Raw genomic sequence first — 16,271 nt, forward strand, 5'->3', positions numbered from 1 at the left:
ATTTTACTTGATGCGGCTTGAACTTTATACAGTTACAACCTTAAACCGTGATAAATAATAAAATTCTTATGATTCTGTGTACTTCATATAGCCGATTTATTTTACTCTAAACTTCTTTAACTTTGTAGAGTAGTTGGCTTAGACCATGAGAGATAATAAAACTTCTTATGATTCTGTGTACTTCTATAGCCGATGATTGCGCTAAGCACGATTTAAGTAATGCTTCCATATCAGTGATCTTTAGCCTTCTTAATACCCATTTCACCTTATTAATAGCGCTTGGGTTCATACTCAAACTTCTATAACCCATAGCAACTAATAAAATAGCTCCTTCAGGATCAGCTGCCAACTCACCACATAAGCTAAATGGTAATTCATATTCCATACAATTTTCAGCGATTAGATTGAGCGCTCTTAATACTGATGGGTGGTAAGAGTCAAATAATTCTGCTACTTGAGAATTTGTACGATCTACCGCAAGTAAATATTGGGTTAAGTCATTACTACCAACAGAGCAAAAATCTACTTTTTTAGCCCATTCAGGTAATAAAAATATACTCGAAGGCACTTCTAACATCACACCAATTTCTGGCTGCTCTATTTTATAGAATTGATCAGCCCATTCATCTTCAAGTTCAAAATAGGCCTGCTTTAATAATCGCTGAGCTTCTTCAACTTCAGTGACATTGGTTACCATAGGAAGCAAGATTTTCAAATTACCTAAACCAGCATTAGCTTTTAACATCGCTTTTAACTGCTCTAAGAATAACTCCGGGTGATCTAAACTAAATCTAATACCACGCCAGCCTAAAAATGGGTTTTCTTCTTCAACATCAAAATAGCTTAAAACCTTATCACCACCAATGTCGAGTGTTCGCATAATAACCGGGGATGGGTGATAGCTAGAGAGTACTTCTCGATACCAGTTTTCTTGCTCTAATTGTGTTGGAAATTGCGATTTTTGCATAAACCAAGCTTCAGTTCGATATAAGCCCACGCCATCACAGAAATGGGCATTACTAAGCTCCGTTGACACTTCAAGACCAGCATTAAGCAGTAACATAATATGCTCACCATCTAAAGTACAGGCATCTAATTGATATTCTGATTCGAACTGATCATGTAATATACCTTCTTGTTTCTTAAATTGGCTATATTCTTGTTTTAGAATATTAGATGGGGAGATGTAAACCTTAGACGCATAGGCATCTATAATTATTTCTTTACCATCTACTTGCAATAAAGGTAAATCCGTAACCCCCCAAACAGCAGGTATGCCTAATGCTTTTGTTAAAATAGAAGCATGAGAATTTGAGCCACCACTAATACTGATTATACCCATTAGTTTTTCTTTAGGTATTTGCGCTAACATGGAAGGAGTCAGTACTTCAGTTACCAAAATCATATTATCTGGATAAGGTTTTAAAGCATGTTCGGTATCAACAATGTGGTGTAATACACGTATCCCTATATCTTGAACATCAATAGCACGTTCTTTTATATAGTTATCTTGCATAGCCATAAATTGCCCAACAAGGCTTTCTATCACTCGTTTTAAAGCACTTTTTGCACACCAACCTTGCTTGATTTCTTTTTCAACTTTTTGACCTAAGCTTTTAGCATCTAATAATTGCTGATATACCTGAAAAACAGCCAAGGCTTCATTGGGCAAAGTATCGCTTAATTCTTGCGACATAATCGAAAATTCATTTCGTGTTGCCGCAACTGCTTGCCTAAATAATTTTATTTGCTCTATATTACTACTATTTTCTAAATCTGTTTTTTTTAACTCAAAACTTGTAAATGATAGTTTTGGTATCACAACAAAGGCTTCACCTATTGCAATCCCAGGAGCTCCTGAAGCACCTTTTAGGCAAGAGGTTTGATGTGCTTTTTCATCTTGTTTGAGTATTTCACTTATTTCAGCATGTGCAAGTTGAGAGGCTAGCTGCGCCGATAATGTAATTAAAAAAGACTCTTCATCTTGATTAAATACACGGGCTAGGCTTTGCTGAATAACAATGACGCCCAATATCATTTTTTGATGTATTATTGGTACAGCTAAAAAGGCATTGTAATTATCTTCATCAACATCAGGGGAATAAATAAACCTTGGGTGGTCTTGTGCAAATGCCAGGTTTATAGGTTCTTCTCTTTGAGCAACTAAGCCTACTAACCCTTCAGTAAAACCAATTCTAAACTTGCCAACAGCGTCTGGGTTTAACCCTTTAGTTGCCATTAATACAAAGTTTTCTTGATTATAATCAGCAAAATAAACTGAGCAGCATTGGGTTTTCATTGATTCTTTAACTAAAGAAACAAAGATATCCAGCGCGCTCTTTAAATCAGGCTGCTGAGAAACAGCCTGTGCAATTTTACGAAGTATTGCTAGCATCTTAAGAAACTAACCTAAATAAACTTTTTATCACACTCAAACCCCATTATCCCTTCTACTCTAAAGCTTTGAGTTTAAAACTTTTTATCACGTTGGCGCCAAGGCTCTTTTACATGAGTTTCTTTTTTATAAAAAGGCATTGCAATAGGAGCAAACTCTTTCATAACACGTCGGTATACATCACGTTTAAAAGAAACAACTTGACGAACAGGATACCAATAACTTACCCACCGCCAATCATCAAACTCAGGATGATTCGTTTTTAATAGATTAACATCCTCATCTTTACATCTTAACTTAAGTAAAAACCACTTTTGTTTTTGACCAATACATACCGGACTAGAGTCTCGTCTAATTAGTCTTTTTGGTAACTTATAGCGTAACCAATGTTTTGAGCTTGCTACAATTTCAACATCTTCAGGTAAAAGCCCCACTTCTTCATGAAGCTCACGGTACATAGTCTGTTCAGGGGTTTCGCCCTCATCTATACCACCTTGTGGGAACTGCCATGAATGTTGACCATAACGTCTAGCCCAAAAGACCTGACCTTGGTTATTACAGATCACAATTCCAACATTGGCACGAAATCCTTCGGCGTCAATCACCTATAGTGCCTCTTAAAAATCATATATTCTATGCTGATTGTTCCACAATGCATCTATGACGGCAAGGATATGGTTATAATAATTACCGCTGTGTATAACATTTGATATATACGTCTATTTTGCAAACAAATCCACAGGGGACTTTAGTTGAAATACTTTTCTCCACAATTTCTGTGGATAAGTTTGTTTATATTCCTGTATTTCAAACATGTAACTTTAAAAACATTAAAGTTACAAATAAAAATAAGAATAAATACCTTTAAAAATCAATGCAATGAAATTTTAAAACACTTAATTTCATCTAATAAAAATCAGTTGAAATAAATCGGACAAAAAACACTCCATTACAAAGTTATGCACTTTTAAAATAAATAAAATGATTATTTATATAAATATCAAGTGTTTTTTAACAAAATTATGGTTAAAAACAATTTTTTGTTATTATCGAGTCCCTAAAAATTAACTGGTATTTTAAATGTCCACAAGCATACGCCCCTGTGCTCCAAAATCTATTAATGAATTATTACGTCGCGTTGATGATATTGCAGGGTTAACTGTGGGTGATTTGGCATCTCAGTATCAATTTAAAGCACCTAAAGATTTATTAAGAGAAAAAGGTTGGATCGGACAACTAATAGAATGGGTATTAGGTGCCATGGCAGGCTCTAAACCTGAACCTGACTTTATTGATTTAGGCATTGAACTAAAAACCATACCAATCTCTTATTCAGGCAAGCCTCTTGAGACAACTTTTGTATCCGTTGTGCCACTTAAAGAGCTACAGGGATTAACTTGGCAGAAATCTCCAGTTAAAAAAAAGTTAAATCATGTTTTATGGCTGCCAATTTTATCTGAAAGGGATATCGCACCTGAACAACGAATTATAGGTTCTGGCTTTTTATGGCAACCGACTATTACACAAAAAATGCAATTACAAAAAGATTGGGAGCAACAAATTGAAATAATTGCACTTGGCGAAATAGAGCAAATTAACGGTAAACTAGGCCAAGTATTGCAGATCAGACCAAAAGCGGCTAATTCAAAAGTTTTGACTGATGCCATTGGTCCTAACGGCAAGATAATTCAAACACTTCCCAGAGGGTTTTATTTAAAAACAAACTTCACAGGGGATATTTTAAAAGCCCAGTTTGGTGCTTAACCTAAGCTAAATTCGCAATCAGAAAGGGTGATCAGCGCATTTTTATCTATGGGTAGTTTAGAATAAACTTCCTGATTATTAATTTTTAATTTCGTCACTTTATTTTTGACTGGCTCAATAAAATAACCTGAGTTATAACTTAAGTAAGCCAATACATCTGCGCCATTAATACAGCCAATATCTATGATACCTTTTTCTTTTAGTCCTAAAGCCACTCGTTTGCCAAGCATTACCCAAATCTTATTTAAATCAAGTTCGTGATCAGGCCATACTAAAGCCAAGTCACTAAAGTCTAAAAACGATAAAGGAGCTGGATTTAAAGACATAATTAAAGCTGAAGGATCATACTGACTCAAGTTTAACTTTAATTGACAAACTTTTAATTCTTGATCTGTGTCATTCGCAATAAAAAGTATGCTATTTGATTTTACTTGCGCTAAATGACCTTGTAATAACCGAATGTCATTATATTGACAGCCATGTAAACTCCCTTTATCTACAATATAAAAATGGCTATTTTTATAAATGAATTGACACTGTTTACCTAATTCATCTAATTGTTTATATCCTAAAACCAGATGGTTATTTACAATTACACTGTGCTCTTGGGTTTGAGTTTTTTTACCTAAATCTAACTTTGTCTCAGTTAAAAAATGCACTCCTGCTAAGGCTTTATTAGCAACCACATTACCTGTAATTGAAATAATGGATCTATCAATTTTTTTCCTTAACAAACTAAGCTCTGAAATGACGGCTTGTTTATTATATTTATTTTTTGATAACAACTTATCTATCATTGAATAAGCTAAATAGTAGTTTTTAACAGCTATCGCATGATTGATATTTTTGATGATTATATTTTTATTTAAGATCGGAAAATAAAAATATAAGGCAACAAATCCCAGCAGGCAGACAAATATAAAACTAATATACTGCCAATTTATAGCTGTTAAGTTTTTAATTATCGTAAATTTATTAATCGTACTACGATAATCAATCAGAACTGAAATCGATTTTTTTTCAAATTCATTTTGTAATAATTGATTTAATTTACTGGCATGATGACTTGTGGTTATCGTAATATGTTTATTACTTTTTTCACTTGAAGAGACGCCTCTAATCGTGAGATCAGACAATGCAATATGTGATTTTTTTTCTGAAATTGAATTTAAAAAATCAGTAACAGCTTTTAATTCTCTTGAATTAAAATGACTAAATTCTATTTCATAGCGATAGCGTTTAGGTAGTCTGTTTATTTTTAAAGCTAATATATACCCGGCATCTTGCGCTATTTGAGTCGCTTTTTTAGCTTGCCAGCGAACAAAACAATCACCTTCACAGTTTGTACTTAGATCGTTATATTTTTTAGAGTCTCTATAAGATTCAACCCTTTCTCCTGAGTCTAAATCAATCAAATAACTTGAAAAATTAAAACGTACCCCCTTAACTTTAGATATCATTTCATCAAATATTTCTATTTGATAAACAATTGCTAAACTGACTGCTAATTGCTGCGCTTTATAATTATATATCTGAGCTAGATTTAATAACTTGTTGTCAGATATCACTTCACAAATTTGATTAATGCAATTATTGAGTTTTAATAATGACTGATCAAATACAGTGAAATTATCATTCACTAATTGAGTTGTTAAAGCGTTTGTAATACCGAGGTATACTTGAGGTGCTATTTCACTGTGTTTTGAATTTAAATTCGCTTGTGGAATAACAACAAGTTGCCAATTATCTTGCGCTAAAGCCTTAGAGACTAATAATGAAAACAGTAATAAAATAACAAAATAAATCTTACCAAATTTCATTGTTTTCCTGTGTTTTTTTGTTTCTAAAAGTGATTCTTTTTACGGTGAAAGTATTACCTTCAAAATTTATCACACTTTGCATATCTAACTCCGCAAGCATTTTATTTAAATTACGGTCTAATTTTGCTGTTTTTATTGTTGATTGATACCAAATTTCACTACGTGTATGTCTAATTTCAATAGGTCTATGTTGCGCATAACCTGAAAATATCACTAAATATTCTTCTATTGCCATATATTCTTTAGCATTAAAACCATCAAATATAAGTGCGTATTCAGTAATCATACGATTTAAATCATTGTGATCTGACATTTCGTCACCATTATTTATCCAAAGCAATTTTTCAGCTAATATGGCCCCCAAATCATTTGCCAAAATTCGTGATTTATCGCCAACTATGGTCAATATGCATTCTTGTTTACACTCTACCGGCCCATTAAAGTTTTTTCCACTATCTACTTCAAAGCTCCCTAAATGTTTGCCTGTTTTTACATTTAATAATCTACCCATTAATAAGGTATTAATTCTTGTGCGAGATGCTAAATTTTGTGAACTGGCATAAATTTGAAAAATCATAATAATATCAATAGGCGGCCTTTTACTTGCTCTAGCTATTTCTATAATTTCACGATCAGTTCTACGAATTTTTGCGGGGGTTTTATCTAATAGGGTCAATATAGCTTCATCATAAACATCAAAACCGCGATCATGCATTTGATTTATTAAGGCATCTAATACGCGTTTAAAAACTCTACTATCATTTGGTACCGAATCACCTGCAGCATCTTCACCAATTATTAGAATATTTGGTTTATCTGCGGCAAAAGCTGGTAATAACAAACATAGATTAAAAGATAAAAAGAATATGCTGTTCCAAAGTCGCATTCTGACTTCCACCTTAATAAGTATACTTTCATAGTATGCAGCATTTAAGCCAAATAAATAGGGCATTAACAATCATTTTGCCACAATAGCCTTGGGCCTTGGGCTTTAATACCATCATAAGCTATTTCTTTAAGCCAAATATTACCTAAAGCAACCTGATACTGCCCTGTGATAGATTTACTTTTATAATAAACTTTCGTTTCACTTAGTTTTTTTATCAGATTTATATCTATTGATAATGGAAATAGTCGAACAGGTGTTCCCGAGCTATAATTTGAAAATTGATATTTTTCACTTTTTGTCATTTTTCCATTAATAATTCTTACAAAATCGCTCAGTTTTACATTTTTCACATGACTATTGGCAATTAAATTAATGTCTCCTTTATTTAATACGCCTAGCCTCATGCCTGTGCATTGCGTTAATAACTGAAATAACATTTCACGTTCATTCACTAAATCAGGCCATGCAACCTCTATTGCCGGACCTTTACCTGCTAATACATCTTGATAATTTTGCTTCGCTTGCTGATGGGAAACCTGTGTATTAGCTTGTCTTATATTTTTTTGTTTCGTATTTTGCTGCTTAGTGCTTTTATATTTAGTTGATGAGGCATTATTTGGTTTATTTTGATTTAATTGACTCCGACCCCTTTTTATTTTTGGTGGGGCTGGTAATTCAATATTTGATAAATTGATTTTTGTGACATTTGATGTCTGCTGTAATGATTTATCTGGTTGCTGTTTAACGAGTTTATCTGCCAGTCTTTGGATTTGAGTTTGCTCTATTACTTTTTGATTTAATAAATAGACAATCACTATTAAACACATTGAAATGGTTAATATAAATAGCCATTTCATTTGAAAGTACGACTTTATATTTATCATAATAAATCCACCTGAATTGCATTAACACAGAGTAATTACCCTGGATTAAGATTATTTAAAGCCTTCATATTCATTTTATCTGCGATCTCTCTTAAAGACATTTTTCGTTGCGCTATCGCCTGTATATCTTGCTGTTGTGTATTTTTATTATCTTCAACTGTGGCTTCAGTTTTTTTATCCTGTGCTAAACCTTCAGCTTTTGTTACTACATTTTGCTCATTTGAACTTATTTTAGTGTCATTAATAGCCATCATTTCTGACACCTGCACTTTAATGTCTTTCATCTGCTGTTTTAATAAAGCAATTGTTTTACTTTGTATTTCATTTTTTTGCTGCAATGTTTGAAATTGTTCATTAATTGATTTTGTTATATCAATCAACATTTCTTGTGTCGATTTTACTTGGCTTTCACTTGAAAATAGATTTGAGAACCAAGTTTTACTGTTCGAGTTACTATAAGCAAGATAACCAACAGCGGTTACAACGCTGAAATAAAAAATGCTGTATATAAGTGTTTTCATTATTCTATCCCCTTTAAATTTATTCTAAATGTGTCATTAAAACGCTTAAACAACTTAGCCTTAGTCAGCTTCATTAGGGATTGCACGTAAAGATACCCAAGCTCTGATCAAATTAGCTGTTGGCAAGCCGATTACAGTTGTCATAAATGCGGTTGAAAAATGTGAAGTCAATTCACCTATAACTAAGTGAACTGAGTTTGGAGTAAGTGATTGTTGTCCCAAAGAACCAATTCCTAGGCTAATTCCCAGTAAAGTAAAAGTTAAAGCCAAAGTTGCTATACCATTTGAAACTTGGCTTCCCACTTCGTACCAATACTCTTTATTAGTAACTGTTTTTACTTTAACACCAGCGTATATGCCTATAACTAATAACAGGCTATAACAAAATATAAAACTCCAACTAAATATCTTTTCAAGCCAAACAAGTAAGTCTGCCAAATTCATTTGCATAACAAAGCTTACTAAGGCCAATAAAATAACACCAAAGCCAATCATAAGACCGAGTGTACTTTTTATATTTTGATTAAAAATAAACATTAATGAAACATTTTTCATCTCAATAGAAGACATTAACGGCGTCCTTTTTTAGTCGATAAAATACTATTACTTGTTATATTTAGTTCACTTAACCAAAGCTCCATAGGTAACAAGTTTTTCTCTGCACTGGCATGGATCAAAAATGTCAGTTCATAATTTTGAAACGCTCTTTGTACGACTGCTGATTGAACATTTAACAACCTATCATCACGTAGCACCATACGCTCTACATCCGTTAATCTGCGGTAACTTGAATTCATGCTCATTCGTTGCTGCTTTGGTGTTATTTGGTCGCTAGTTAATGTATTTAACATCGCAGCACGTTCTCGCTCTAAATTTTCAAGTGTTAAGGCTGATTGTGCATTTACTGAGAGAGAAAAAACACTTGCTAAAAAACCAATTGATAAAGCACAAATAACCGTTTTAGTTTTCATTACTGTATTCATAATATGCTCCTAAGTTCTTATAAAAATAAATCTGCAACACTTGAAGGTGATGTAATTTCTTGTCTTTTAATTTCCATTTCATCAGTCCCATAAGACATTTGGTATTCCATTTCATTGGCATCTAAGGCAACAAGTCTTGCCATATAACTTAATAACAAACCTTCTTGATCTAGTAGTGATTGCTCTGACGATACATCAATTAATAATTGGCGTAAGTACTCTTGTGACGTTACTTCTACGCCATTTAAAGTGGGTGATTTATTCGCGTTATGTTGGCTTATTTTGTTTTTAAGCTGATTAATTTTATCTAAGTTAGTTGCATACTCAGTGGCATAAGGTGATGCTTCGTCATAGCCACCATTGACTAAGTGCTGATCAACACGGGTGATCATTTTTTCCATACGTGCTCTGGCTGCTTTTTGTGATTGACGTAGCTGGTAACCTAAACTGCTGGTATTTGACTGATTTTGAATAGTTATTTTATCTAAAATATTTAAATACAAGTCTTGCTTAGTTGCTAATGCTCGTTGCCTTAAACTTTGGTTTTCTTGTAATAGATCTAAATAATGTGATTTTTGTTGTAAAAGAGCATGGCGTTGATCTATCAAATCTTCATCTTGAGCATTTGATAATTGCTCACCTAACGCTTTCATCTTATTTACAGTGTTAAGCATTTCTTTTTCAATATTACTGACACGTGATGCCATAGGCGACATATTAAAGTCTTGCTCAACACGTTTTTCAATAATATTTACAGGTAATCGGATCAGCTTATCGCTTGCAACAGGATGCCAGCTTACTTTAGATTTTTGACCATCAGTAGAACTCACAGCTGAAAAGCTAAAGCTAGTTAATATGAACAGAAAAATTACTTTATTTAATAACATGACTCTCTCCTCTGTATTTATTTAGTGGTTTAACCAATATTGACGACGTTTAAGTTCATCTCTTAATTGCGTGCTAATATTTAAAGAAACCATCTGTTGCTCATTGATAGTAGAAGGCTCTAATAATGCAGTTGCCGTATCAATTAATGAGGTGTAGTCGTTGAAATATAAATCTTGCCCTGGAAATGCAGATTTAAATTGCACAAAAGCTATTTTTGCCTGACTCACATCTCCACCTTTAATGTAATTGAAAATAGATAATGCATGCAGTTGCATCACATTTTGTGAAAGCTGCAACGGCATTTTATGTGAAAAATCACTTATACAATTTGATAATAAACGTGCTGAAGCTAAATATTGTGCCGTTGACCTTGAAGTTCTAGCTGCATTATCTAAAGCTAAAGCGTTATGTTTACAGTTTTCATCTAAAGTAACTGGCTGAACATATTCCGGTTGTTTCTCTTGTGCATTAACATCAAGAACAGCGACGTTAGAAATGGGTTGTACAGTTTTGCTAGTAGGTGTAGTTGAACTACAGCCAGTTAATAAAACAATGCTTGTTGCTAAAGTTAAATAAATAAACTGATGCGTTTTCATTTTCACTCCAAAGTTATTAAATCTATTGGTATGAAATTAACTATGAAAAGCTTTGACGGTTTTTTTGTGACTTATTGTTATTTAATTTTAAATTAATTTAAAAAGTCATTATTTTATGCTGAAGTAAACGTTCATTAATTGATAATCGTTTTAAAATAGGTGAAATAGAAGCGACTGTTACAGGGCCTTTAAGGTGTTTTATCTCATTATTTAAAGACGCAATTTTCGCATCGGTTAAAAATGTAGATAAAGGCAGTAATAAATAATAAAGATCATTACTTAAGCTACTTGGTATTTTAATCGGCCAAGTTTTTTTTTCAGACTTTAAATTAATAAGCTCTTTTTTATATCTAGTAAACATGATTACTTGTTTGGTATTTTCAGGTGTGATAAATAATAACTGGCATAATTTGGCATGTTCTAAAGTTTTAAATCGACCATTTATTAAATCTAATCTATTTGTAGAAAGTGAATCATCACACTTTTTTTCATCCTTATTTAAATAAGTTTTTTGTCGAACATATGCAATTAAATATGGGCTTATTTTTACCACTTTAGCTTTATTATCTTGATGGTTTCCATTTGCCTTTTGTTGTGTATTTTTATCTAAATTAGTCTGTGTATATATAATAAATAATAAAAGTAATACGCTACACACAATCAAAAATAATGACTTTTTATTTTTAGCACCATAATTATGGGGGGATATTTTTTTAAAATCGATTGCTGCTTGTTTAATTAACTTAGTATTTTTGATTGCACCTTTATTAATCGCAGGCAACTGTGAAATAGCCTGTTCTATATCAGCGACTTGAATACAACACGCTTTATACTGGTCTAATTCATCTATGAATGAATTTTGTACTGGTAATAAAAATTTAACGTCAAAACCTAAATCTTGCCAAGTCGTGATTTGATTTTTTGCTAGAACGAGTTTAGTAGCTATATGAGTAACATTTTTAACTGATTTATTTTTTATATTTATTTCGCCAGTTAAGCATAATATTTCATCGTTTTCATTAGGTACACCATCACCTAATAAATCAATAGATTCTAAAAAATGAGCAATATAAAATCCTAGTTGCCAGCTATTACCATGTTCTATATTATCTGATACATCAATGCGATAAGACTGACCATTAAAGTCTTTTTGGATAATACCAGAACCTTTTTTTACAAAGTTGTGATAAGCAGTACTGATATTTAATGATTGCGCAGTACCATTTAGGCATACAATCGACATTACCTCAGGATCATCTATTAATTCAATATCCTGAACTGCAACTAAGCCCTGTGTTGTCGCAATAAAAACATGGCACTTCATTTAATATATTTTACCACCGAGAGTCTTAAACTTTAGCTTATTTATCACTTACAGCTACCGTTTTCATTGATTAAGTTTAATGTTCATATTTAAATATACCACGTAGTGATCTAAATAGAGATGCGAAGCAGATCTATTATAATAAAAATATTTTTGCATTTGGGTCACTTAATAATTGATATTCTTTTGAGTCTTGTTCAAGTATTAACTGACTTTTGCCATCAATTAAATTAGGAAATTGCACTCGTTTAAATTGCTTATTTAACTGACAGTGTAAAATAACCTCATCTGACTGATGATGCTCAGCACTGTGTTCTATCATTAATATGACATATATTTGATCAACATGCTTTTTAGTTGCTTTAAATTTTAAATTAAAACCTTCACCAAATCGTTCATTTAAATCATGCTCACTGCTTGCAGCTGCTTGATAGTCACTTATTGAAAACTGATATTGCTCAAGTAACTGTAAATATTGTTTTCGAATATTTAACTTTTGTTTGATAGCTAACTCAACTTTTAACGTATTCGTTTTGTCTTTAGCAAATATATAAGCAAATAAATCGCCAAACAAAACAACTGAGTGGCTTTGTGTTTCGTGTATTTGTTTTACATGCTGATTTGCAACATAAATTTGCTCTGCCAAACTATTGTTACAAGGCTGCTGATTATTATTCATCGTTCACTCCATAAAGTGAATTTAACTTATTAAAGAATATGGAAGTATCTGAGCGAAAATTTTCATCTTTTGGATTAGCTTGCTGTGACTGCTCACTTAATACTATCTCTAAGTGACTAATAAAGTGGTTTAACTCTTGTTTTAAAATTAACAATAAATCTTGGCCTTCATGATAAATATCAAGTTCTTGCAATTGAGGTAGGACATTAAAACCAGTCTTATTATTTGCATTAAAAATACGATTTGCATGTTTAAATGTTTTATTTAATTCAGGTAACTTTAACTGCCATTTCATCATTTCATTAAACAACACATTTATATTATTTACTTTAGTCTTATTTACATGTTGAGCTAATAAAACGTGTAAACCTTTAAGTAGTTTTTTATCTGTAACCAACTGATTAAACAAGGTAAACATTTGTGCTTGCTGATGATAATGATTTATATGTAATAAAGCCCATAAAGTATCAATAACCTGCTGATAGTTATTGATTATTAATGCATAAAATGAATGGTAATTATTTTTAGGAAACTGATTAAGCTTTTGAGTGATTAATTGGTTATCTTTTTTTCTTGCAGCCTGCACTATTGTAGCTTGCCAAGCTCCAAACACATGTACTCTGGTAACTGTAAGTGCTAACTTTTTAGAAAAAGGTAAACATTCAATAATAGGTTTAAGGGTCAAGGTTTGGTTTTTTGTTAAAAATTTAGGCTTTTCATTTAACCAATCTATCTCTAGTTTATTTTGCTGTAGTTGTACTAGAGTTTGCTCTAAAAGATCCGCTGAAACTTCTCCTGCTTCAATGTTTTCACCGATTGATAAAGATGACCGTGCATTTATTTTAGAGTGAGAAACAGATAAAGCATGATGAAATGAAACCAATTCAAAGAAACAGCTGGAAAATAACTTAAAACCTAAATTATTACCTTCATCACTGGCTTTGAGCCAAAAATTTAAAATATATTCATCGGTTAACCATGACGTACTATTTAATTTACTTTCTTTGGTAGCAATATTATCTAAAAAGCTTGCCATAAAACGGAAGCGTCGTTGCTCTTGCGCTGATGACAAGTGAAGAGTTAAAAATTGATATATTTTTTTTTGTATGTGAGATGTGATTTCTTTTATTTTTGCAACATCTGCTGCCACTAAGCTTAATTCAAATTCATTTATTAATTTAGGGTCTATATAAACGATAAATTCCAAAAGTGCAGCGAGTAAACCCACTCGAGAAATTGATATATCAAATTGTGTACTTTTAAGGCCTATCCGCAGTACGTTATCAGTTATAAATACCTCACATTCACTATTATTAAACTTGTTTTGAAAGTAATTTTTAACATGTGCTTGCGATAAAAACGTATTTTGCCAAAAGTAACTTAATAATGGCGAAAAGCGACGTGTATTTTCATTTTTTTTAGGCACTTGATAATTGATGATCGCAAAACATAAATAACTTAACTCTAAACATAGTTTGCCATAATTTCGACATACTATATTTTGCGATAAACTATCTATCTCGTGTTTTTTGAATTTTTTTTGCTCACTATTATTTAATGACGGCATTTCTCTTAAAGAATAAAATATGCCTTGAAGCTCATCACTTACACCAAAGTTAGTGATCACACTTGTCATTTTTTGCAAAATACCACTTCCTCTGCTTATAAATCTTGCGCTAGCCTAAACCCATCATCATCAAAACGAGCATTTTTATCATGACGATATCTGACACCTAAACGTAACTGACTTTGTTTGTTTTTATAGGAACCATCTTTTACAACGGCTTTATTACAACGTCCTGTTAACCAGGGAAATCCATCATTTGGCGCATTTTTAAAGTTATCATTCCAACAGTCTTGTACTAACTCTTTCACATTACCGTGCATATCATATAAACCAAAACTGTTTTTATAATAAGTTTTAACATCATCGGGATATTTTTGTTTTTCACACTTATTTGAATAATAACCAAATCGTGCTTGTGAGCAATTTATACGATCACCCCAGCTATATTTATCATAACTACCCGCTCTTGCAGCATACTCCCATTCAGCTTCGCTTGGTAAGCGATATTTTTGTCCTGTTTTTTTATTAAACCAAGGTATAAATTGTTTTGTTATTTCATTCCAACTTATATTTACAACAGGTTTATTTTTACTGTTTATAAAGCCTTTAGGTTTATGCAAACACACTTTATCTTTATAACACGCTTGCCATAAAGCAAATGTGACTTCTGTAGTCATGAGTTTAAAAGAAGCGACTTTTACGCTATGCACTGGTACTTCATAGCTAGAAATATCCTTTGAGCCCATCATAAATTCGCCTGAAGGGATCGTTATAAATTGCACATCAAAGGAGTGAAAAAATAGTCGTTTACTTTTAAATTGAGCCACTTTTACTGATGCTTTCTCTATATATTTACCTTGCATTTGGTTTTGTAAGTAATCAATATAACTTTGCTCTGTATCGTTTTGACTAGCTAATTCCCAAGCTTTATTATCTAATTCAATGGCTTTATTTTTGCGTATTAAAACTAAGCGAGATAATTTATCTTCAGCCTGCTTGATATACTTGCCATTTTTTTTATCTAATAAATACTTTTGATATGATTTTTCGCTATTTATTGTTTTGGCTTGTTGCCAAGCAAAATCATCATCTTGATTAAGCTTAGCTTTTTTACCTTTGACTAATTGATTTAAATTATCTTTTGCTTGTTTCAAATAAGGGTTTTTAGGATTTTTTTCGATATAGTTTTTATAAGCGACCTCTGAATTTTTAACTTTAACTGCAATCCATTTATTATAAATAATCTCATCAACTCTTGATTTGGCTAAAACCCCATATTCACCATCAGAAAACGTTTGGCTAAAACTATCATAGCTATTAACATCATTTAACTCTTTTGCCGATACCCATGCACTTTCTTCTAATTGAAAATGTTCAAACCAACTTATTGCGGTGAAAATTAAAGCGATTAAAGTTAATAATATGATTAGTTTATTTTTATATGTTTGGAATAATAGTGCGATTGAATCAAAGTGATTATTAATATGTATAACTGAATTTACCGATTTTTGCTTTGTATTTTGTATTTTATGCTGAATTTTATTTTTTACTTGTTGGTTTTCTAACTTTTCTTTAAAAAACTCACAAGCTTGTTCTTCAGTTAGTCCAATAACTTTTCCCGATTCAATTAAAGCGTTTTTTACATTTATATTAGTTGTTATATTGGGTATCTGTTTATCTAGGCTGGCTAACCAGTTTTTCAAAGGTAATATTTGACACCTAACACTAAGTTCAATCTCTAAAATAAAACGATTTAGGTCGTCTTCTTCTAGTCCTACAGCATGAGCGAGAGTAATTAGTTCCTGCTTGTTATCATAAGATATTTCACCTTTACTTATTAATATAGCTACAGTTTTTTCGTATAGAAGCCTAAGCTCACTCTTTATTTTAAGCTTTGGATATTCACTCATAATTGTCCTATCTGCATTATATTACTTTATTTTCTTTAATTTTTCTTAATT

At 32.0% G+C, this 16,271-nt stretch carries 15 protein-coding genes; 1 reads left to right on the top strand and 14 read right to left on the bottom strand.

Annotated elements, in window-relative coordinates; all coding sequences use genetic code 11:
- Nucleotides 1-106 precede the first annotated feature (106 nt).
- Nucleotides 107-2,395, bottom strand: coding sequence for a phosphoenolpyruvate--protein phosphotransferase (gene ptsP, locus CJF42_RS06630; RefSeq protein WP_095365925.1), 2,289 nt, complete (start codon nucleotides 2,393-2,395; stop codon nucleotides 107-109).
- A gap of 74 nt (nucleotides 2,396-2,469) precedes the next feature.
- The gene (rppH, locus tag CJF42_RS06635) at nucleotides 2,470-3,000 is read right to left on the bottom strand and encodes an RNA pyrophosphohydrolase (RefSeq protein ID WP_095365926.1); all 531 of its coding nucleotides are present in this window, start codon (nucleotides 2,998-3,000) and stop codon (nucleotides 2,470-2,472) included.
- Nucleotides 3,001-3,487: 487 nt separating this feature from the next.
- Between rppH and mutH the strand changes: the two genes are divergently transcribed.
- Complete coding sequence (gene mutH / locus CJF42_RS06640; protein ID WP_095365961.1) at nucleotides 3,488-4,159, top strand: DNA mismatch repair endonuclease MutH; 672 nt, start codon at nucleotides 3,488-3,490, stop codon at nucleotides 4,157-4,159.
- Here the strand turns inward: mutH and CJF42_RS06645 are convergent.
- The 12 genes from CJF42_RS06645 to CJF42_RS06700 all read right to left on the bottom strand — a co-directional run bounded on the left by CJF42_RS06645 (nucleotide 4,156) and on the right by CJF42_RS06700 (nucleotide 16,220).
- On the bottom strand, nucleotides 4,156-5,979 hold the full coding sequence (locus tag CJF42_RS06645; protein ID WP_095365927.1) for a hypothetical protein: 1,824 nt from the start codon (nucleotides 5,977-5,979) through the stop codon (nucleotides 4,156-4,158). The two genes, mutH and CJF42_RS06645, sit on opposite strands and share 4 nt — an antisense overlap.
- Entirely contained in the window at nucleotides 5,966-6,865 is a 900-nt protein-coding gene (locus CJF42_RS06650) for a flagellar basal body L-ring protein FlgH (protein WP_141235502.1), read from the bottom strand. Before CJF42_RS06650 ends, CJF42_RS06645 begins: the two co-directional genes overlap by 14 nt.
- A 65-nt stretch (nucleotides 6,866-6,930) precedes the next feature.
- Nucleotides 6,931-7,752, bottom strand: coding sequence for a hypothetical protein (locus CJF42_RS06655; RefSeq protein WP_095365929.1), 822 nt, complete (start codon nucleotides 7,750-7,752; stop codon nucleotides 6,931-6,933).
- 35 nt (nucleotides 7,753-7,787) lie between these two features.
- Nucleotides 7,788-8,273, bottom strand: a complete 486-nt coding sequence (locus CJF42_RS06660; RefSeq protein WP_095365930.1) for a hypothetical protein — start codon at nucleotides 8,271-8,273, stop codon at nucleotides 7,788-7,790.
- A gap of 60 nt (nucleotides 8,274-8,333) precedes the next feature.
- Nucleotides 8,334-8,843 (bottom strand): hypothetical protein, encoded by a 510-nt coding sequence (locus CJF42_RS06665; protein ID WP_252097543.1) that lies wholly within the window; start codon nucleotides 8,841-8,843, stop codon nucleotides 8,334-8,336.
- Nucleotides 8,843-9,256: a hypothetical protein gene (locus tag CJF42_RS06670; RefSeq protein WP_095365931.1), complete on the bottom strand. Its 414-nt coding sequence runs from the start codon at nucleotides 9,254-9,256 to the stop codon at nucleotides 8,843-8,845. Before CJF42_RS06670 ends, CJF42_RS06665 begins: the two co-directional genes overlap by 1 nt.
- 17 nt (nucleotides 9,257-9,273) lie before the next feature.
- On the bottom strand, nucleotides 9,274-10,143 hold the full coding sequence (locus tag CJF42_RS06675; RefSeq protein ID WP_095365932.1) for a hypothetical protein: 870 nt from the start codon (nucleotides 10,141-10,143) through the stop codon (nucleotides 9,274-9,276).
- Between the two features lie 21 nt (nucleotides 10,144-10,164).
- Nucleotides 10,165-10,740: a hypothetical protein gene (locus CJF42_RS06680; protein WP_095365933.1), complete on the bottom strand. Its 576-nt coding sequence runs from the start codon at nucleotides 10,738-10,740 to the stop codon at nucleotides 10,165-10,167.
- A gap of 97 nt (nucleotides 10,741-10,837) precedes the next feature.
- Nucleotides 10,838-12,064, bottom strand: a complete 1,227-nt coding sequence (locus CJF42_RS06685) for a hypothetical protein (protein ID WP_095365934.1) — start codon at nucleotides 12,062-12,064, stop codon at nucleotides 10,838-10,840.
- Nucleotides 12,065-12,200: 136 nt separating this feature from the next.
- Complete coding sequence (locus tag CJF42_RS06690) at nucleotides 12,201-12,743, bottom strand: hypothetical protein (protein WP_095365935.1); 543 nt, start codon at nucleotides 12,741-12,743, stop codon at nucleotides 12,201-12,203.
- Nucleotides 12,736-14,388, bottom strand: coding sequence for a hypothetical protein (locus CJF42_RS06695; protein ID WP_095365936.1), 1,653 nt, complete (start codon nucleotides 14,386-14,388; stop codon nucleotides 12,736-12,738). The genes CJF42_RS06690 and CJF42_RS06695 overlap by 8 nt, the downstream gene beginning before the upstream one ends.
- Before the next feature lie 17 nt (nucleotides 14,389-14,405).
- Nucleotides 14,406-16,220: a formylglycine-generating enzyme family protein gene (locus tag CJF42_RS06700; RefSeq protein ID WP_095365937.1), complete on the bottom strand. Its 1,815-nt coding sequence runs from the start codon at nucleotides 16,218-16,220 to the stop codon at nucleotides 14,406-14,408.
- Between the last annotated feature and the right edge of the window lie 51 nt (nucleotides 16,221-16,271).

This window comes from Pseudoalteromonas sp. NBT06-2 (assembly GCF_002276045.1).
In the GTDB taxonomy this organism is placed as follows: Bacteria; Pseudomonadota; Gammaproteobacteria; order Enterobacterales; family Alteromonadaceae; genus Pseudoalteromonas.

What these genes read in the sequence shown, in the direction of transcription:
- ptsP (WP_095365925.1), bottom strand. Translation starts at nt 2,395, where the DNA reads ATGCTAGCAATACTTCGTAAAATTGCACAGGCTGTTTCTCAGCAGCCT.
- CJF42_RS06645 (WP_095365927.1), bottom strand. Translation starts at nt 5,979, where the DNA reads ATGAAATTTGGTAAGATTTATTTTGTTATTTTATTACTGTTTTCATTA.
- CJF42_RS06650 (WP_141235502.1), bottom strand. Translation starts at nt 6,865, where the DNA reads ATGCGACTTTGGAACAGCATATTCTTTTTATCTTTTAATCTATGTTTG.
- CJF42_RS06655 (WP_095365929.1), bottom strand. Translation starts at nt 7,752, where the DNA reads ATGATAAATATAAAGTCGTACTTTCAAATGAAATGGCTATTTATATTA.
- CJF42_RS06660 (WP_095365930.1), bottom strand. Translation starts at nt 8,273, where the DNA reads ATGAAAACACTTATATACAGCATTTTTTATTTCAGCGTTGTAACCGCT.
- CJF42_RS06665 (WP_252097543.1), bottom strand. Translation starts at nt 8,843, where the DNA reads ATGTCTTCTATTGAGATGAAAAATGTTTCATTAATGTTTATTTTTAAT.
- CJF42_RS06670 (WP_095365931.1), bottom strand. Translation starts at nt 9,256, where the DNA reads ATGAATACAGTAATGAAAACTAAAACGGTTATTTGTGCTTTATCAATT.
- CJF42_RS06675 (WP_095365932.1), bottom strand. Translation starts at nt 10,143, where the DNA reads ATGTTATTAAATAAAGTAATTTTTCTGTTCATATTAACTAGCTTTAGC.
- CJF42_RS06680 (WP_095365933.1), bottom strand. Translation starts at nt 10,740, where the DNA reads ATGAAAACGCATCAGTTTATTTATTTAACTTTAGCAACAAGCATTGTT.
- CJF42_RS06685 (WP_095365934.1), bottom strand. Translation starts at nt 12,064, where the DNA reads ATGAAGTGCCATGTTTTTATTGCGACAACACAGGGCTTAGTTGCAGTT.
- CJF42_RS06690 (WP_095365935.1), bottom strand. Translation starts at nt 12,743, where the DNA reads ATGAATAATAATCAGCAGCCTTGTAACAATAGTTTGGCAGAGCAAATT.
- CJF42_RS06700 (WP_095365937.1), bottom strand. Translation starts at nt 16,220, where the DNA reads ATGAGTGAATATCCAAAGCTTAAAATAAAGAGTGAGCTTAGGCTTCTA.